The sequence below is a fragment of the Maritalea myrionectae genome, from assembly GCF_003433515.1.
GTDB classification, from domain to species: Bacteria; Pseudomonadota; Alphaproteobacteria; order Rhizobiales; family Devosiaceae; genus Maritalea; species Maritalea myrionectae.
Window position 1 is genome coordinate 2,365,716 of sequence record NZ_CP021330.1, and the last position, 19,234, is coordinate 2,384,949.

The window sequence follows — 19,234 nt, forward strand, 5'->3', positions numbered from 1 at the left end:
CTAAATTCTGTAGTAGTAAAACAATGCGTTGTTTAACTACGTTTGTCGGATTTAGTCGGACTATTGATCTCTCAAGCTTAGCTAAACGGGCGATCAAATGGGAGGAAGATGATGAATTCAGAGATAAAACATGCTCGAAACCGGGCTGAAGGGGTTGGCATTAATCGCTGGGTGGACCAAGCAGGCACCATGCCACGCACCTTTATGTTGGGAATGGTCGGCGCAGCCTTGATTGCAGGGAGCGCAGCCCACGCACAGGAGCTTTCCGGCGAAATCACAATGATCAAGGGGCCCCACTCCGCAGATGAGCATCGCTTTGAGCAGATGATCATTGAGGATTTCAAGGCAAAGGCGCCAAATGTAGATGTGAATTTCACCACCTACAATTGGGCAAATATGAATGCCGAGCTCACAACCGGCTTTGCAAGCGGCAACCCGGCGGATGTGCTGTATCTTGTGGATCTTGTTTATCCAAACTATGCAGCCAACGGTGCACTGCACGACATGGCAGGCTATGCGAGCGACCCGGACTGGGAAGATGAACGATTTGCCATCGCGCCATTTGCTTGGGATTTAGCAGTATCTGATGGCAAAGTGTGGGGCGTGCCTGTGCTCGGCGCAGTTTATAATATCTTTGTGAACACGGACTTGCTGGAAGAGGCAGGCGTTGGCGACACATGGCAAAATTCTTATCAGGATATGATGGCTGCCGCCAAAAAGGCCACCAAAGGCGATGTCTACGGCTTTGCCGCAAGAACACGCACGTCGGATTTCGCATTTTGGGATTGGTTGCCCTATGTACACAATGCTGGTGCAGACCTGTTAAACGAGGATTGGACTGGGTGCGGATTGCAGGGGGCGGAAGATGCCACGCAATTGCTCATCGATCTGCATCAAGCAGGTGTGACACCAGCAGTTGGGTCAATGGGCACCCAAGAGTTGTTCGATTTGTTTAAAGCCGGCAAGATTGCCATTCTGCATGGCGAAACACCGCAGATTAACGAGCTGCTGGCAAACCCACCCAACTTTGATTGGGATGTTGCGATGGCACCACCTGGGCCCGAGGGACAAACCGTCATGGGCAATTTCGGCATTTTGTCCATTGCAGAGGCGAGCCAGAACAAGGATGAAGCCTGGGCCTTTATCAAGCACTGGGCGTCAGGACCACAAGTCGGACGGTTTGCAGAACAAGTAAATCTGCAGGTTGTGCGGGAAGATATTGTTGCGAGCCTTTATCAAGACAATCCGGCGATGCGTAAAATTCAAATGGACTTTGTGCCACGGGTTAAGGGCATTCAGCCACATCCGCAGATTCTCAAAGTGCTGCAGTCGATTTGGCCAGTTGCGGAAGATGCCTATCGCGGCAATCTGACGGGTGAACAAACCATCCAGCAGATGTGCGCGATTATCGACAATATTGTTGGGTGATTGCCGATGTGCTGCGGGGTTGGTCAGTGCCCCGCAGCCATTTCATTGCACCCTCAATTCCTGACGACAGCGGCATGGAGACCGCAACCGGAATAAGAACATGTCAAAAAATCAAAAGCTTAGTGCCGAGGAACATCGGATATTAAAAAGAAGGTTCAAGCGACGACAGAACCTGATTGCGTTTGCATTTCTAGCCCCCAATCTGGTGTTTTTTGCGGGTTTCCTGCTCATCCCTATTGTTGTGCTTTTTTGGCAAACCTTCCACTCCGGCGGGGTGATGTCGCCAATGAAATTCGTTGGGCTCGAAAACTGGCACCGCACCTTCATAGACCCGCTGGTCCTAAAGTCGATAAAGAACACAATCGTCTATTCCTTCATCGCTATTCCCGTGGTCTTTGTTTTGGCGATGGTGGTTGCACTGTCCATGCGCGTGGCAAAATTTGGTCAAAACCTGTTCAAATCCATTATCTATTTTCCAACCCTGCAGCCCATGCTCGTTGCAGCGCTCATGTGGACCTTTGTGTTGCATCCGGACTTTGGTGCGCTCAATTTATTGATCCGGGTGTTCACCGGCACGCCAATCAATTTTCTGGGTGACCCAAACTTAGCACTCCCCACAATTGCGATGGTCGAAGTGTGGAAGGGCTTGGGATTCTGGGCACTTTTGTTTTTCGCGGGCCTCACCTCGCTTCCAACAGAACTGTTTCAGGCTGCAGAACTGGACGGCGCCGGACCATTTCGCCGATTTTGGCAGCATGCATTGCCATTGATGAAGCCAACGTTCTTCTTCTCTGTGATTTTCGCCACGATCGTTAATTTGCAACTGTTTGATTCAGTCTTTGTGTTGACCGATGGTGGACCGGTCAATTCGACTGCGACAGCCACCTGGTACGTCTACCGCAGCCTGTTCACCTTCAACGAACCCGGCTTTGGCGCGACCCTTGCGTTTGTTCTGGTGATCGTTGTGCTTGTTTTGACAGCGATCCAGATGACGCTTTTGAAAGAAGGACATTGATATGACGTTTCGCTGGATACGCAGAAGGCAGACACATGCATTGCAGCCCACGACCGGTGCTATCGTTGCCTCCTATGTCACATTGATTGTTGCCTGCATCGTTTCAATTGTACCGTTTCTTTACGTGCTTTCGACGTCAGTTAAACGCACAAAGTCCCTGTTTAGCTATCCGCCTGATTGGTTACCTGATACCCTATACTGGGGAAATTATGAGAAATTACTCACAGAGCATCCCTTTATCCTTTGGACCATCAACACGCTTATTGTTGCCCTGGCGGTGACGTTGATCAAATTGCTGATTGATGCCATGGCAGCCTACGCTTTGGCGAAGCTACACTTCACCGGACGGAATGTGCTCTCAGCAACGCTGTTGATGGCGGTTGCTATCCCGGTGGCGGCTTTGATCATTCCGCTCTATTTTTTGGTGCGCGATTTGGGGCTGCTCAACACCTATTGGGCGCTTATTTTGCCACCACTGGCGAACCCGCTGGGCATATTTATGATCCGCAGCTTCATTGTCTCTTTGCCAGACGATTTAGGGCATTCCGCGCGCTTGGATGGAGAAACCGAGTTTGGCATCTTTTTCCGGATCATCTTGCCGCTCATCAAGCCAGGTCTAGTTGTGCATGCGATTTTCACGTTCATGCTGCAATACACAAATTTTTTGTGGCCGCTTGTGGCCATTCAAGACGAAAGAAAACAGGTGCTTACGGTTGGTATATCCGGCCTACAGTCCAACTTTGTAGTGGATTGGGGGTTGATTAGCGCGGCGGCTTTGCTGGCGGCCGTACCCATCACGCTCTTGTTTGTTCTTCTACAACGTTTCTTCCTCGCTCAAAATCTGGCAGGGGCATTCAAAGGCTAAAAATGACTCAATCAAATATAGAAAACGCAGCCATCGAGTTTGTTGAAGTGAACAAGTCTTACGGAGACTTGCACGTGGTCGACAATTTGACGCTTTCAATCGAGGCGAATGAGTTTGTCGCCCTCCTGGGACCTTCTGGCTGTGGCAAAAGCACGCTGCTCAAGCTGATTTCCGGCATTGAGGCACCCAGCGCCGGAGAAATCTATGTCGATGGTGAGCTGGTAAACTACAAGCTGCCGCGTGATCGAAATGTCGCCATGGTATTTCAAAACTATGCGCTTTATCCTCACATGACGGTCGCGCAAAACATTGCCTATCCACTAAAAACCGGCTTTCGTCGGCAATTTAGTGCCAAAGAGATTGAAGAAAAGGTGCTGCGCGTTGCCGAGATTGTCGACATCCAGTCTCAGCTCGCCAAGCTGCCTGAACATCTTTCTGGCGGCCAACGCCAGCGGGTTGCACTCGCACGGGCGATTATCCGGGAGCCCGTAGCGTTTTTGATGGATGAGCCATTGTCAAACCTTGACGCGCTATTGCGCGATGGCATGCGCCAACAGCTTATGGCATTGCACAAACGCGTGGGCCGCGCCACTTTGTATGTCACGCATGACCAATTGGAAGCCATGACGATGGCCAACCGCATTGTTGTCTTGAACGGGGGTGTGGTTCAACAAATCGGGACACCGCGGGAAGTGTTTCACAAACCTGCAAATATGTTTGTGGCTAACTTTGTTGGTAGCCCCACCATGAACTTTGTTCGGGGTCTTGTGGCTGAGGATAAACGAAGCGTTTTGCTCAATGGCGGGGTCAGTTTGGCCACGCACCCAATGCCGACCGCAGAAATCGGTCAGCCCGTCACTATTGGTCTTCGCCCCACCGATTTGATCACCGCGCGAAATGAAGACGCGGAAAATGTCCTGACCGGACATATTTTTCAAACCGAATATACCGGCGCTGACCATCTATGTTCATTATCATTGACCGGCGGGGAAGAATTACGCGTGCGTGATGACGGGCGCGCCATGCCCAATATAGGCGACACAAAACGACTGAAGGTCGACAAGGACTATGTGCATGTGTTCGATGCGGCCGGCATCAGAATTCCGTCGAAAGCGGACTGAAGAGTGAGCCAACATCTAACGCGAGCGGCACATGCCCATGTGTTGGATACCGATTGCACATTTGAGCAGAGCGTTACGATATCCAGATTGAAACAATGAATAGATAAAGCACGAGCATGGAAGCGCCCTCTTTGCGACATAATCGTGCGCCTGTGAACATCAGGATCAACGAGAGTATGGTTGCGGCCAGCAACACTGAATTTCCCAGCTCAACAAAGCTTCGCGCTATGGTAAGAGGCTGGGCGAGAGCTGCGCCGCCCATCACCAATGTCAAATTGAAAATATTACTGCCTAATATATTGCCGACAACAACGTCGACATCTCGTCGCATTGCCGCGACGACGCATGTTGCCAGTTCAGGAACAGAGGTGCCGAGCGCCACAATTGTCAGGCCGATCATCTCATCGCTTAACCCAAGTTTTTGCGCAAGGGACACCGCGCCTTGAAGGAATAGGTCAGCACCAAATGGCAAAGCGATCAGGCCAGCCGCGGCCAAAAGACAGGCGTTTCTCAAGGTGATATTGGGGGCGTCATCTTCATGGTCGTGTTCGTCATTGTTCGCCCGAAAAATCAAATAGCCGAGTATAGCCAGCACCAAAACGCAGGCGTCAGCTCGAGACAATGCACCATCCATGGCCAGCATCATATAAAGCAATGTCACGCCGATCAGCGACGTTCCATCGATGCGTAGAACCTTCTCGACAACATTTAAGGGAAAAATCAGTGCGGTAATCGCCATAACCAACAAGAGATTAGCGATATTTGAGCCGATGACATTCCCCACCGCAATGTCGGGTTTTGAAGCCAGATTGGCATTTATCGCGACCAACAATTCTGGCACAGATGTACCAAAGCCAATGATCACAATTGAAATGAGAAGTGTTGATAGCCCCAGTTTTCTAGCAATAAATTGTGCGCCGTCAACCAGCCAATTTCCGCCGAAATAAAGCAACAAAAGGCCCAGACCTAAAAATCCCAAAGCGCTGAACATCTCAGTCAGGTGCTCCAAATTCCAGATCAGTCGGTCGATAATTGAAGAGTTCCAGCCGTGCTGGACTTTCGCCACTCTTTGGCAGGCGGACCGACGTTAGGCTTGCTGGCGCAACAGGAATAATGCTTTTGGGCGATAGCCCCAAATAATGATCCAAAAGCGCGCGGATCACACCGCCATGGCAAACCACGAGTAAATTTCGAATGTCCATATGCCGACGGTATTCGTCAATTATCCCGTGCGTGCGTGAGACAAACTCGGTCCAGCTTTCACCGTGCGGCGGGGTAAAAGATCCCGCACGCCAATTCAGATAATCATCCGGTGATTGTTCAATGAGCGTCTCAATCGGCTGGCCTGTCCAGTCTCCAACTGAAATTTCGCGCAATTTGGAGGATAGCTGAACATGATCGAACCCCATGAGCTCAGCGGTTGATATCGCCCGTTTCAGGTCGGAGCCTATGGCATAGTCAGGCGAAATCTGTTGCACTATGGGGCCAATTTCACGGGCTTGAGCGCGTCCTTCAGGAGACAAATCAATATCCGCCTGCCCCTGCAACCGTTTCACCGCATTCCATTCCGATTGGCCATGCCGCACCAATAATAGCCGCATGATCAAATCCTCTTGCCATCTTGGTCAAACCAACAGGCAGGTTTGTCTGGCAGCACAAAATAGACCGGGTCGTCGACCTGAAGCTTAGGCACCTCATCAACAATGGACGTGAGCCGCAAAGGCCCAGCAAGTGCGGTTACCATGGTGCGTCCAGCGATGCCACTTACCTCGGACACTTCCAGCGCAAGGGCATTTTTCGATGCCGTTTGGCTAAGAGAGATATCTTCGGCGCGGAACATCGCTGAACGCACGTCGGGAACCTCGCACTTAAACTGAATATCCGAGTTCTCGATCTTTGCTATGCCGTTCATCGAGATCACGGGAATAATATTGGCGGGCGGCGTGCCAACAAAGTTGGCGACAAATGTTGAGTTGGGACGCTGCACCAAATCTTCTGGGGTGCCAAATTGTTCAATTTTGCCTTCATTCATCACCGCCACATGGGTGGCCATGGTCATGGCTTCGATTTGGTCGTGGGTCACATAAACCGATGTAGCGCCAATTTTGCGGTGGAGCCGCATCAATTCAGCGCGCATTTCTACCCTCAACTTGGCGTCCAGATTAGATAAGGGTTCGTCAAACAACAGTACTTCTGGTCGCGGGGCAATTGTCCGCGCGATGGCAACACGTTGTTGTTGCCCACCCGAAATCTCATTTGGAAACCGGTCTGCAAGTTTTTCAATGCCCAAAAGCTTCAGCACTTCATCAATGCGTTGAACACGATCCTTCTTCGCCATTTTGGCCACTTTTAGCGGCCAATCCACATTGCCGCGCACACTCATATGTGGCCACAGCGCATAGGATTGAAATACCAACCCTGAGCGGCGATTGGCAGGATCCACATTCCAGCCCTTGTCGCCGTCAGAGACCAACTGATCACCAAAGATCAATTGACCGGCAGAGGGAAGCTCCAAGCCTGCAAGCATGCGAAGCAAAGTTGTTTTTCCGCACCCTGATGGCCCCAGCAAAACAAGAAACGACCCGTCTGGCACGCTGATATTTACGCGGTCCACCGCAGTAAAATCGTCAAATTTTTTGGAAAGGTTTTGAATTTCTAACATGACAACCTCAATTGCTCAGCCATGGCTGAGACTTAGCCTGCAGCCGATTGGCCGCCAGCGAAACAACAATAGAAAGAACGAGAATGACGACCGTGATGGCATTTGCGAACTGCGTGAAGCCTTCAGAGGCATATCGGTAAGCCAAAACCGACATAACCGGCATCGTTGGCGTGAACAGCAGCACCACCAGCGAAAGATCGCGCACAATCTTCACAAATATCAGCAGAGCACCAGCCACCATGCCACGAATGGCCAGCGGCACGGTGATCGCAAGCATCCGACGGAAAAAGCCTGCGCCAGTTAATCGGGCACTTTCTTCCAGCTCACCTGACACCTGCTGCAAAACGGCACGTCCGGTCTGCACAGAAAATGGTAACAGATAGGCGGTGCCAGCAATCACCAGCAACGCAAATGTGCCATAGAGCGCAGGAAACGGACCGATCGGCGCGCCAAGATAGGCAATGTAAGCCGCGCCGAACGCAATACCTGGGACCAACAAGGGCAGATACGAAATCTGCGTGATGGCGGCGGACACCCATCCTGTGCGGTAGCGCGCTGCCGTGTAGGCCGTCAAAAGCCCAATCAATAGGCCACTAATTGCAACAGACATGCCAAGCGCGGTCGTGATCAATAGTGCTTTGATGATGTCTGGATTGTGGACAATACCAGGCGTGCCTTGGGCGAAATCAGGGGTGGATTGTCCCACCCAATAGTGGGCGGTCCAATCAGAAAATAATGCCGACGATGAAGGTGCAAAGCTTGACGCAATCAACACGATGATGGGCACGATTGTTGCTGCGACCAAAAACAAGGCCGCGACAGAGAATAGCGGCCAGCGTGCACCTTTAAGATCAAAGCGTTTGGCCCGCCCGCCTTTGCCTGTGATGGTGGCGTAGGACCGACGGCCTGAAACAACCCGGTTGCCCGCCCACAAAAACAAGGCAGAAAATAGCACCAGCAGAAACCCGATCACATAGCCCCGTTCCACTTGGCCAATCTCAATCATACCAAACAAACGGGTTGAAAGAGTTTGCATGCGTACTGGCAAACCCAGAAGGGCCGGCGCGGCAAAATTGGAAACAGCACCCGCAAAGCAAAGCGATGCGGCGGCAAACAAAGCCGGGGTTACGACCGGGAGTACAATGCCCAGCAAGATCTTTACCCCTTTTGCGCCTGCGATTTGGGCCGCTTCGATAAGATCTGAATTCACGGTGGCCAATGCGGCCGCGATGATGGTGAACGCAAGAGAAAAATAGTGCAGCGACAAAACGATCAGGGTCGGGAGCAACCCCCAAGACACGATATCAGGGATCTCCACCCCTAAACCTTGTAGAAAGCCCACCTGGCCGCCCAGCCGATCATTGCGAAAAAGGCTACCCCAGGCCAGCGCTGTGGCGAATGACGGGATCATAAACGGCAAGGTCGACAAAACACCAATTGTCCGGCGGAATGGCACATTGGTCATCACCACCAACCAGGCCAGAAAACCACCGAGCAACACGCATAGTGTGCCAACGCCAACGCCTAGCATGATGGTGTTGGTGAGCGGCTTGTAAAACAAATTGGGAGCCAGCCGACCAACCAGCACATCAGACCAGGCCTTTATGGCATCAGGCTGAAGCGTATAAAAAACGGTGTAAAGCAAGGGTAGAACAATCAGCAGTGTAAGTATCGACAAAGTGCTCAATTTCAGCACAGTTCCCTGAGCAAAAATTGTGCGCCGACCCGACCGCGAAGCGTGAACGCTCATCACATAAACCTATTTCATCGAGTGTTTAGGTGCCGCGACCAATAAGAAGGTCGCGGCATTTCAAATTGCTACTGTAAGGTCAACACAAGGTCGCCAACTTCAGCGCGGATGCGGGCCGTTGCCGTGGGCTGAATGCGCCATGCATTCAGATCATCCAGACTAATCGCATCAGGGTGCGCGGCAATATCTGAGCGGGTTGAATAGTCCCCCGGCACATAAAATGGAGCAAAACCTGGACCACCTGTCTCGGAGTCGTCGCCCATCAAGAAATCGATGACCAACCGCGCGGCGGCAGGATTGCGTGCATATTTTGACACGGCGAGGACCGCCGGAAACACAATACCAGGTGACGGTTTGGTTTCATTTGAGATTTGAAGGGCCCAGCCTTCTTCTTCATTGTCACGCCGATCAGAATAGGAGGTGAAGCCCACTGGCGGATTATCTTGCCCCAACTTGCCAACAGCGGCATTTACGTCATCTGTTGATTTCACCAAAATCAGATCGTTGGCAAACAAATCCATGATGAATTTTTCGCCAGCATTCGCAGCATCACCTAATTCGATTGGCGTACCAAACTGTTCTTCGTAAGCGGCGGCCATTGCATCTGACTGCAACACAATTTCGGTCATAAGATCCAAATAATCCCCGCGTTGCAGCGGATCGACCATGACCACACGACCGCGCCATTCCGGGGTGGTCAGTTGCCAGATATTTTCGATGGGTGAGCCATCGGGATTGGCCTGCTCGTTATACATAAGCAGCTTAGTTGAAAGGCGTTGCGCCAACAAAGGCGAACGAAACTCACCTGGAACACGATCAGACATGCGCGGCGGTACATATGGTTCTAGCACCGCTTGCAATTCTGGATCAGAAAGGACAACCGGCACATCTGAAATATAGATCACGTCGGCATTGGCGATACCTGCTGCCGCTTCCGCTTTCAAACGCGCGATTTGCTCGGTGGAAGAAATGTCATATCCTTGCAAGTCAATATTTGGATATGCCGCCTCAAATGCGGCTTCTACTTTTGAAATGCGGCTGGTGAAGGAATAAACTGTCACCGACCCTTCTTGATTGGCCAATTCAACCAGTTCATTGGTTGAAAGTCTGTCCAAATCTTGTGCGAAGCCGGCAGTTGTTAATCCTGCCACCATTGCCATTGACGTGAGTGCTACTTTGAGCATGTTGGTTTCCTCCCTAAATGCTTCATGGATCTTGATGTCCAAAACGCTGAATGAGTTCGCCAAGTCGCTCCAATTTTTGCAGCGATTTTGATTGATCGATGTCGCCAGCTGCAAGAATTATTGCATTACATATGGTCATGGGAACAGTCAGTGTTTGGAACTCGTCTTGCCCACCTGTCCGCGGAACCGTCAAAATAAGGTCCGCGCCGGGGGCCATCACAGCGCCATTCGCGCCGGTGATTACGATTGTCTTCAGCTTCTTTTCAGTCGCGAATTCCAGCAACTCCAAATAGCCTTGAGGTGCCCGCCGGAAGGCAAAAGCCAGCAACACATCCCCTTCTTCAAAGGAGAGAGCGCGCTCCGCAAGCTCGCGCATATCACCGGACAATTGCTGCACATCTTTGCCAAATCGCCGCAGACGCTTGGCCATCATTAGGGATAAGATTTCAGCATTGCCTCGGCCAAAAATATGTGTCTTACGCCCGCCAATTAGGGTTTTTGCAGCTTTTTCAACCATTTCTTTAGAAACAGTCTGGTCTGCCAACGCCAATGCGTCTGTTTCGCGCGCTACCAAATCGGTCAAAAAAGACCCGTCCGATTTGGTCTCCAGCGACTTCTGCAAACGCTTGGCTGGTTCCTGCTGAGCAATAAACTCGTCCTGCAATGAAAAACGAAATTGGCCATAGCTTTCAAAACCAAGCTTACGGGCCAAGCGAGAAGCAGTGGCTTCATGCACATCGACCCCCTTGGCCAAATCTGCCGCAGTTGCCAATGCGGCCGCCTTCGGATTTTCCAAAATTGACTCAATCAATTTTTGTTCCGCCGGGGTCAGCTTTGCTGCGCTGTTTTGAATGCGTTGAATTATGGACATTGAACCTCTTTCTGCAAGCAATCTTGCATAATGAATCATTTTTTGCAAGTGAAATTGCACAAAATCTTTCTCCTGCATATTTACTTGCATTTTGTATTATAGGAATTTGTTCAAGTGTTGGGATTTCGCGCAATCATATTGCATTTTGGGAAATGGCTTTGATCGTCGTTCTTTAAGCCCTCCACAGTGCAACACGTTGACTTCAGAACTGCCGCGCCTTGAAGAAACCCCACTTTACAACAGATGTTTTAGTTAGGTTGGATAGCCGTTGAGCCCAGCGACTTATACATGAGTTGGAAGTGGCACGCGCTCTTCGCATCTGGTCGGGAACCCCTGCCAGAGTTATGACAATCAAATACGAACATCGACCAAGGGCCGCCATTAGGTGTCAGGGTTTTTGGACCATCGCAGCATCACAGAAGCGGACGTTGGAAGCAATCGCCTTGTTCTCATTAAGGCTGATATTGACAAGTGGCTAAAGGTTGACGCTAGAAGCTTGGTGACATTGGTCGCTATGTTCCAAGAATGGATAAAGGTAATCCATGAGATGTATCATAATAGGAAACACCGCCACCTATATGCACAAAGCTCCAAACAGTGGACTATTGCTGCCCAATGCTGCGCATCTGACATCCGGTTGGAATAGGTCAGGTTCTTTGCTTAAACTGAGCGAAATTAGTTCGAGAAAGCCGTCGGCCAATCCAATTGATCCTCCTATTGCCACACGCTCTAATCCAAATATGCTCGTGAGATCCGCGATCTGAATGGCGATGGCTTGTGCGGCGCGGGAGATGATTTCGGTCGCCCATTTTTCATTAGCCAGATACGCCTCAAAAATCATTTTGGCGTTCAAGTTTTCAAAACCAGCAACATGGGCCTGATGCGCCATGGCGCGTCCGCCAGCCACGCTTTCCACTGTGCCAAAACGTCCGCAACCGCATTCTGCATTGCCCAATGGTGAGCGCATAAAGCCGATATGGCCGGCCAATCCATTTGGGCTGGTGACGGGTTGTCCATTGAGTACAATGCCACCGCCCACACCGGTTGAAATGGTGATATAGCCAAAGGCACTTACACCCTGTCCAGCGCCAAAGTGGGCTTCGCCGCACGCTGCCGCTGTTGCATCATTGAGGATGGTCAGGTTTGTTCCAAACATGTTGGTGAAAGCGTTGCGCACATCAATATCTTTGATCTTAGGCAATGTGCCGCCATTCACTGCTGACCAGTGGCCCGATTGATCAATCCGGCCCGTAAGTGCCACGCCCAAGCGGTTGCCCTGGCAAAAGCCAAGTTGATCAAGCAGCATTGCCATCGCCGCGCACAAGTCTTCAAATGGAGCATCGGCTTTGGTTGGCATTTGCGCCTTTTCAACCAGTTTGTTGGCTTCAAACCTTGCCGCCGCAAGTTTGGTCCCCCCCAGATCGATGGCAAAACCGTTCAGTGCTTTAGCCATTGGGCGCCTCGGCACAAAACCAGCTTGTCATGATTTCCAATCGAGTTAGGGCAGTGCCGACGGTTACTGCATCTGCGCCATGCACAAAGCCTTCACGTACCCGTTCGGGGCTGGAATATCGACCCTCGGCCATTGTGAACAGGCCTAGCTTTCGGAGCTGTTCTAGCAAATAATAATCCGGCTCGTCCTGATCTGTCGCGACATGTTGGCCAACATATCCTGATAGGGTTGATCCTACAATTTGTGCGCCTTGTGCCGCAGCACGTTCCGCATCTTCAAAAGAGCAACAATCCGCCATGGGGACTTTACCCTGTTCCAAGATTGCATCAACCAACGCCTTGGTTGAAACCGGTCGAGATCTATTCGTTGCGTCATAGGCAATCACATCAGCCCCTGCCGCAGCCAGTGCGTCAACATCTTCAATAAAGGGCGTTATGCGTATATCGCTGTCGGGCAAGTCGCGCTTCACAATACCGATGATTGGCGCAGTGAGATTTGGGCGGGTTTTGCGAACATTTTCCGCACCTTCGATCCGCAACGCTTTTGCACCGCCCGCAGCAGCTGCCTGCGCCATGGCCGCCACAATGTTGGGCTGATCCATCGGTCCATGGTCAACGGGTTGGCAGGACACGACAACCCCACCACGCATCTGATCTAAAACTGACATATCTACCCCATTAGATTTGGCAAGCCTGTAGCCAATACAGGGAAAACACACACCAAAATCAACACAATTATCGGGGGCAAAAGCCAAGGTAGGATGGACTTTGCCAATTTGAGATAAGGAATATTACCAACTTGTGCCACAACAAATAGAGCCATGCCCATTGGCGGGGTCAGAATTGAAATCATCAGGTTAAGCACAATGATGATGCCGAAATGCACCGGGTCGATGCCAAAGCTGATAGCGATGGGCACCAAAATCGGCACAACAATCAACAAGATGGCCAAGCTTTCCACCAGACACCCGAGCACAAAGATCATCAGATTGACGGCAATCAAAAAGCTGATCGGGTCATTGGCGATGGACAAAAATAGCTGTGCGATTTGCTGGGGCGCTTGTTCACGCGCCAGCACATAACCAAGCAGGCTTACCCCTGCGATGATAGTGGCAATGCCAGCAGATGTGGCGGTGGTTTCGTATAGCGCGTTCCACAACCGCTTGATGGTCAGTTCGCGATAAAAGATCATGTCGATCATAATCGCATAGACAACAGTAATAGCTGCGGCCTCGGTCGGACTGAAATAGCCAGAAAAAATGCCACCAACAATTACCACAGGGGTAAGCAAAGCGGGCAAGGATTTGATGAACAGTGTGCCAATTTCACCGTAGCTTTTGCGCGCATCTGTGGGATAGCCCCGGCGTTTGGCCATAAAATAAACCATAACCATCAACGCGATTGCGCACATGACGCCCGGCACAATACCGCCCAAAAACAATTGGCCAATGGAAGTGTTTGACACCACACCATAGAGCACCATGGTGATGGAAGGCGGCACCAAAGGCCCGATCATAGAAGACGCGGCAGTTACCGAACCTGCAAATTCTTCGTCGTAACCCGCGTCGCGCATGGCTTCGATTTCCATTTTGCCCAAGCCACCCGCATCAGCCAAAGCCGAACCGGACATGCCGGAGAAAAAGAGTGACGCCAACACATTCACATGGCCCAAACCGCCAGTGATGTGGCCCACCAATGCGCGCGCAAACCCAAACAAATGATGGGTGATGCGCGAAGAATTGAGAATGGCAGCGGCCAGAATAAACAAGGGTACGGCCAGCATGGGGAAGCTGTTCAGTCCATCAACCATGCGTTGCACAGCAAAAGTGAGGCCCATGCCCGTATAATAGAAATAACCCATGGAAACGAAAATCATCGCAATGCCAATGGGCACACCAACCAACACCATCAACAGCCAGGCAAGGCCAATAATGCTCAAAATCATTGGCCTTCTCCCTTTGCTTTCAGATTTTGCACTTGCCGCCAAACGCGCTGGGCAATGCGGAACAACACAAAGAAAGACGCAACAAATGCAGAGGCATAGAGCAAGGCGTCACTTGTGGGCAGTGTCACGCTTTCGTTGCGCCAAGTGCGCAGAATTGTTTTGTAGCCAATAAAGCTGAGGTGAACCATGATGCCGAAATAGGCGACATCAATAATCAAATAGAGAACCGCTTGAACTTTTGCCGCGAGCATTTCAGCCAGGAAGCCCATTTTAAGCTGGGCGTTTTGCCGTTCAACTTCCGGGATCGCGAAAAACGCCATCCACACCCAAAGCCATCGTGCCACTTCTTCGGTCCAAACCGGGCCCGCCACCAGATTGGTGCGCCCCAGAATTTGCAAAAGCACGACCATAATCAGCGCCACAAACAAAAGTGTCGCGATGGTCCCTTCCAAACTATATTTGCGCTCAACGTTCATGTGTTCTCGCTTTAAGTTTGGGGGTGAAGTTGCCTCCACCCCCGTTAAGGCATTTAGGGAGTTGTGATGGACTGACTAGTTTCCAATCACCTTTGAAATGGCGCCTTCACCAAACTCAGCTTCCAGCTCATCATAGTAAGGCTTCATCGCCGCGCGGAATGGTTCTAGGTCTGGCTCAGTGATGGTCAGGCCTTCTTCCTTAAAGCTGTCGATCAAGTTGGCTTCCGCCTCAAACGTAATATCGTTCGATACTTTGCCGCCCGCCATCACGGCTTCTTCAACCCAAGCTTTTTCCTGGTCGCTTAGGCCGTTCCACTTATCTGCAGAAATCTGGATCGCGGCAGACGCCACGAAGTGGTTGGTCAAAGCAATATAGTCTTGCACTTCATAGAACTTCATTGCGTCAATGGTCGGCAATGGGTTTTCTTGTGCATCAACCTGGTTGGTTTGCAGCGCCAAATATACTTCCTGGAAAGCAACGGGTGCTGGTGTTGCACCGACATTTTCCGCATAAGCAATCAGGAATGGCACGTTGGGTGTGCGCATCCGCAGCCCTTCCATGTCTTCAATGGAGTTGATTTGCTTGTTGGAAGTTGTTTGGCGAGTGCCGTAATACCAAACATCCAGCAGCTTCACGCCCTCATCTTGGAATTTGGCATCCATTTCCTGGCCCCAAGGCCCGGCAATAATTTCTTTCAGGTGGTCATAATCCTTCACCACATAGGGCGCGCCAATCAACTTTAGCTCTGGAATAATGTAGCTCATGTCCGGATAGCCGGTCATCACCATGTCAAGTTCGCCAGCTTGAACTTGTGCCACCATGGCCTTGAAATCACCCAAGGTTGCAGAAGGGAAAAGCTTTACGGTCATTTCTCCGCCAGAGATGTCTTCCAGCTTTTCTTTAAACGCCGCCGCCCCTTGATAAACATTTGAGACTTCATTGTCCTGCATGCCAAAGGTCAGTTCTGCCGCGTGCACACTCGTTGTTGCCAACAAAATAGCGGTAAAACCGCTCAATGTTTTGGTCATGAATTTCATCAACTTCCTCCATTTATGATGATTGGCAAAAACGGTGTTTGCCAATTTTAGGTCAGCCCTTTGGCTGCCAATTCTGTTTGATTTTCACTTAGGGTGGTTTTAGGCACGCTCAAGCGCGCCCGATAAGACCGCGCCAAATGGCGGTCTGTAATGTTGGTGGCGGTAACAACATCGCCATCCAAAATTGCTTGATAAATGGCCCGGTGTTCCTCGTAGGCCATCATGTCATAGCGCTTGGGGTCATCCGTTGGAGCACGACCAGCGAGCAAGGCACTCACAAACATATCATGCAGCTTTAGGATGATCGGATTACCGAGTACGGATACGATTGCGCGATGAAAGGCGATGTCCGTTTCTGCAAAAACTGGTGTGCCAATCGATTTGTAGTTTTCTTCAAGCGCAGCTTGCAACTTCGTGATCTGCACATTGTCAGCCTTAAGTGCAGCTTCCCGCGCTGCGCCGGCCTCAATGAACTGACGCATTTGTTCCAAATGGGCGCCACTCTCCGCATCACCCAAAATCTCCCGCAAGTGCATGCCTGTGGCTTGCAGAACCGTTTGAATGGATGGGCGTGTGGCGCGTGGTCGACGGCCGGAGCCCGTTTCCACATAGCCGCGCATCTGCATTTGCGCCAGCGCTTCACGCACTGTTGGTCGTGAGGCTGAAAACCGCTCGCACAGTTCGCGTTCGGTTGGCAGCGCAGCTTCGATGGCGATATCGCCTTGGCGAATTTCATCGATTAAGGCATCAGCAATCACGTCGGCGGCTCGACGCTGGTCTTTTTGCTGATGTTCAATGTCCTTTAAGGCCATCTATTCCTCCTAAATTGGCAAGTGATGCTCTGATAGATACGCCGTTTGCATATCCGGCCGCAAGCATTTGCTTTACCATTCTTTATTTTTGGTATTACCAAATAAAATAATTGTCAAACTAAAAATTGTCATTTAGGAATATTTGGAGTTGCAAAAATGAGTTTGCCGTCGCTATATCGCGAAAATGGCTTTAAGAACTGGAGGATATGATGAATACCCAATTGCGCGGCATGTTTGCTGCCCTCATCACTGCGATGAAAGATGATCAGTCATTTTGCCCTACGCGACAAAAAGAAGTGACAAAAGCCGTGCTCAGCCAGGGTTTGGATGGACTTTACGTCGGCGGCAGCAGTGGCGAATCTGGCCTGCTCAACACTAAGGAATTGTTAGACCAACAAGGCGTGGTCGCCGAGGCAGCAGCGGATCAGGGCAAAAAACTGATTGCCCATGTGGGCGCACCAAACTTGCGTGATTCCATCGCGCTGGCGCAGAATGCGGCCAGATTGGGATATCATGGTCTTTCAGCTTTGCCACCGCACGCCTATCCGTTCAGCGATGGGGAAATCATTTCCTATTATCGCGAGTTGAGTGCTGCGACCAATTTGCCCATGATTGTTTATGAGGTGCCCGTGCGCACCAATCGACCGCTACCATTGCCAGTGCTCAGTGAAATCTTGCAATTGAAAAATGTCGCAGGCATTAAGTTTACCTCGCAAGATCTTTTTAAGTTCAGTCAACTTAAGGCAGTCCATCCGGACAAAATTTTCTATTTTGGTTTTGATGAAATTTACCTGAGTGCGGGTGTGCTTGGGGCTGACGGTGGGATTGGCTCAACTTACAATGTGATGGGTAAGCTTTACGCGTCGCTAAACACAGCGATTAATGCTGGCGATTTGGCAGAAGCCCAACGATTGCAGGAAATCTCGCAGCAGTTTGTTAGCGAACTCCTGGAAGTCGGCGTTTTACCGGGCATTAAAGCCATCATGCAGGCCCGCGGCATTGGTGCAGGCCCTACCCGAGCGCCGCTGTGCGCCCTTAGCGAAAAGGCAAGCGAAATTGCTGCGCGGATGGCGAACGACCCGCGCTTTACGCCGTGGATGGTGAGCAAATAGAAATGAGCGGTGCGTTCAAGGCCTACTGCCCAACTATGTTGAACTCCGGCCCAAAGGGGTAACCGGTGATATTTTCATTGCCCGTCTCGGTGATCACCAGAATATCATGCTCACGGTAGCCACCCGCGCCGGGTTGCCCCTGGGGAATAGTCAACATCGGCTCCATCGAAATCACCATGCCCGGCTCCAGCACGGTGTTGATGTCCTCGCGCAATTCCAACCCAGCTTCGCGGCCATAATAATGGCTGAGCACGCCGAAGGAGTGGCCATAGCCAAAGGTGCGATAGTGCAATAAATCACGGTCTTCGAAGAACTTGTTGATCTTTTCCGTAACGCTAGCGCAGCTCATTCCCGGTTTGAGCAGCGACATGCCATATTCATGCGCCGCCACATTGGCCTCCCAGATCTTCAGCGACGCCTTATCCACATGCTGCACAAACAGGGTGCGTTCAAGCGCGGTGTAATAACCCGAGATCATGGGGAAGGTGTTGAGGCTGAGAATATCGCCCACCTCAAGCCTGCGGCTGGTCACCGGATTGTGGGCTCCATCGGTATTGATGCCCGATTGAAACCAGACCCAACTGTCCCGATATTCCGCATCCGGAAAGCGTTTGGCGATTTCCAGCTCCATCGCGTCACGGCCTGCCATGGCCACATCGATCTCGCGCGCCCCTACTTTGATCGCGTCCTTGATGGCGTAGCCACCGACATCAGCCACTTGCGCGCCTTGTCGGATCAGATCAATTTCAGCAGGTGATTTGTGCATGCGCTGGCGCATGGTGGCGGGCGCAACGTCAAGGGTGCGGGCGGGGGTTAAAAACGCGTCGAGCAATGCCTTTTGCGCCAGTGACAGATGATCCCCTTCAAGGCCGATTGTGCGGCCCTCCCCTGTGACCGCGCGCACGGCCCGCCAATAATTGTTTCGATGCCAATCTGTGTAAGTGATGCTGTCTCCATGGGACCGCCGCCATGGTTGGGCCGCGTCGATACCGGCGCTGATGGTGACGCTTTGTGTTGGCGTGACAACAAGGCCATATGGGCGGCCAAAGGCACAATAAAGAAAGCCGGAATAATAAGCGATGTTATGCATTGACGTGAACAGGCAGGCGTCAATGCCCATTTCCTCCATCGTCAGACGCAGCCCGGCAAGACGAGTGTCATATTCGCTGGCGGCAAAGGGCAAAACCCGTTCACCTTGGTGAAATCTATAAAATTCGGGACGGTTCACGCATATCTCCTTCTCGGTGCGCTTGGCCCGAGAGGGAATGGGTACCTCCCTTCACCGAGCAAGCGGAAAAGCAAGATCCCGGCGTTCAGGATGGTTAAATATAGGGCCGCAATCATGCGGTGGCGACGCCATCGCCTCCCCGTCAGAATATAATGCCCGAAACATGATATCAGGGCAAGGTAGCGTGTATTCTAGATAGTAGGAGAACTCATATATCTTTAGCTTGCCATTTTTGTGTGTTCAGAGGGGCAACATCGACGACAGCTAAACTCGGT

18 protein-coding genes are annotated in these 19,234 nt (G+C 51.3%); 5 read left to right on the forward strand and 13 right to left on the reverse strand.

Going from position 1 to position 19,234, the window contains the following annotated elements:
* Nucleotides 1–111 precede the first annotated feature (111 nt).
* From MXMO3_RS11930 to MXMO3_RS11945, 4 genes are all read left to right on the forward strand, one after another.
* Nucleotides 112–1,428, forward strand: coding sequence for an ABC transporter substrate-binding protein (locus MXMO3_RS11930; protein WP_162889245.1), 1,317 nt, complete (start codon nt 112–114; stop codon nt 1,426–1,428).
* Nucleotides 1,429–1,528: 100 nt separating this feature from the next.
* Nucleotides 1,529–2,443: a carbohydrate ABC transporter permease gene (locus tag MXMO3_RS11935; protein ID WP_117396023.1), complete on the forward strand. Its 915-nt coding sequence runs from the start codon at nt 1,529–1,531 to the stop codon at nt 2,441–2,443.
* 1 nt (nt 2,444) lies between these two features.
* Complete coding sequence (locus tag MXMO3_RS11940) at nt 2,445–3,308, forward strand: carbohydrate ABC transporter permease (RefSeq protein ID WP_117396024.1); 864 nt, start codon at nt 2,445–2,447, stop codon at nt 3,306–3,308.
* Nucleotides 3,309–3,310: 2 nt separating this feature from the next.
* On the forward strand, nt 3,311–4,429 hold the full coding sequence (locus tag MXMO3_RS11945) for an ABC transporter ATP-binding protein (RefSeq protein WP_117396025.1): 1,119 nt from the start codon (nt 3,311–3,313) through the stop codon (nt 4,427–4,429).
* A 73-nt stretch (nt 4,430–4,502) separates the two neighbouring features.
* Here the strand turns inward: MXMO3_RS11945 and MXMO3_RS11950 are convergent, their stop codons facing one another.
* The 12 genes from MXMO3_RS11950 to MXMO3_RS12005 all read right to left on the reverse strand — a co-directional run bounded on the left by MXMO3_RS11950 (nt 4,503) and on the right by MXMO3_RS12005 (nt 16,619).
* Nucleotides 4,503–5,420, reverse strand: coding sequence for a calcium/sodium antiporter (locus MXMO3_RS11950; RefSeq protein ID WP_117396026.1), 918 nt, complete (start codon nt 5,418–5,420; stop codon nt 4,503–4,505).
* A gap of 1 nt (nt 5,421) precedes the next feature.
* Nucleotides 5,422–6,030, reverse strand: coding sequence for a histidine phosphatase family protein (locus MXMO3_RS11955; protein ID WP_245985739.1), 609 nt, complete (start codon nt 6,028–6,030; stop codon nt 5,422–5,424).
* 2 nt (nt 6,031–6,032) lie between these two features.
* Complete coding sequence (locus MXMO3_RS11960; RefSeq protein WP_117396027.1) at nt 6,033–7,091, reverse strand: ABC transporter ATP-binding protein; 1,059 nt, start codon at nt 7,089–7,091, stop codon at nt 6,033–6,035.
* Between the two features lie 7 nt (nt 7,092–7,098).
* Nucleotides 7,099–8,841 (reverse strand): ABC transporter permease, encoded by a 1,743-nt coding sequence (locus tag MXMO3_RS11965; protein WP_117396028.1) that lies wholly within the window; start codon nt 8,839–8,841, stop codon nt 7,099–7,101.
* 68 nt (nt 8,842–8,909) lie between these two features.
* Complete coding sequence (locus tag MXMO3_RS11970) at nt 8,910–10,025, reverse strand: ABC transporter substrate-binding protein (protein WP_117396805.1); 1,116 nt, start codon at nt 10,023–10,025, stop codon at nt 8,910–8,912.
* A 22-nt stretch (nt 10,026–10,047) separates the two neighbouring features.
* Nucleotides 10,048–10,896 (reverse strand): MurR/RpiR family transcriptional regulator, encoded by an 849-nt coding sequence (locus MXMO3_RS11975; protein WP_162889246.1) that lies wholly within the window; start codon nt 10,894–10,896, stop codon nt 10,048–10,050.
* A gap of 574 nt (nt 10,897–11,470) precedes the next feature.
* Nucleotides 11,471–12,349: an ROK family protein gene (locus MXMO3_RS11980; protein ID WP_117396030.1), complete on the reverse strand. Its 879-nt coding sequence runs from the start codon at nt 12,347–12,349 to the stop codon at nt 11,471–11,473.
* Nucleotides 12,342–13,016: an N-acetylmannosamine-6-phosphate 2-epimerase gene (locus tag MXMO3_RS11985; protein WP_117396031.1), complete on the reverse strand. Its 675-nt coding sequence runs from the start codon at nt 13,014–13,016 to the stop codon at nt 12,342–12,344. The genes MXMO3_RS11980 and MXMO3_RS11985 overlap by 8 nt, the downstream gene beginning before the upstream one ends.
* Nucleotides 13,017–13,018: 2 nt before the next feature.
* Nucleotides 13,019–14,293, reverse strand: coding sequence for a TRAP transporter large permease (locus MXMO3_RS11990; RefSeq protein WP_117396032.1), 1,275 nt, complete (start codon nt 14,291–14,293; stop codon nt 13,019–13,021).
* Nucleotides 14,290–14,769 carry a TRAP transporter small permease gene (locus MXMO3_RS11995; protein ID WP_117396033.1) on the reverse strand — a complete coding sequence of 160 codons (480 nt, stop codon included), beginning with the start codon at nt 14,767–14,769 and terminating at the stop codon, nt 14,290–14,292. Before MXMO3_RS11995 ends, MXMO3_RS11990 begins: the two co-directional genes overlap by 4 nt.
* Nucleotides 14,770–14,844: 75 nt before the next feature.
* Complete coding sequence (locus MXMO3_RS12000; protein ID WP_117396034.1) at nt 14,845–15,807, reverse strand: sialic acid TRAP transporter substrate-binding protein SiaP; 963 nt, start codon at nt 15,805–15,807, stop codon at nt 14,845–14,847.
* Nucleotides 15,808–15,854: 47 nt separating this feature from the next.
* On the reverse strand, nt 15,855–16,619 hold the full coding sequence (locus tag MXMO3_RS12005) for a FadR/GntR family transcriptional regulator (RefSeq protein WP_117396035.1): 765 nt from the start codon (nt 16,617–16,619) through the stop codon (nt 15,855–15,857).
* Between the two features lie 209 nt (nt 16,620–16,828).
* On the opposite strand from MXMO3_RS12005, the gene MXMO3_RS12010 reads away from it, so the two are divergent.
* On the forward strand, nt 16,829–17,731 hold the full coding sequence (locus tag MXMO3_RS12010; protein ID WP_117396806.1) for a dihydrodipicolinate synthase family protein: 903 nt from the start codon (nt 16,829–16,831) through the stop codon (nt 17,729–17,731).
* A gap of 22 nt (nt 17,732–17,753) precedes the next feature.
* Here the strand turns inward: MXMO3_RS12010 and MXMO3_RS12015 are convergent, their stop codons facing one another.
* Entirely contained in the window at nt 17,754–18,959 is a 1,206-nt protein-coding gene (locus tag MXMO3_RS12015; protein ID WP_117396036.1) for an aminopeptidase P family protein, read from the reverse strand.
* Between the last annotated feature and the right edge of the window lie 275 nt (nt 18,960–19,234).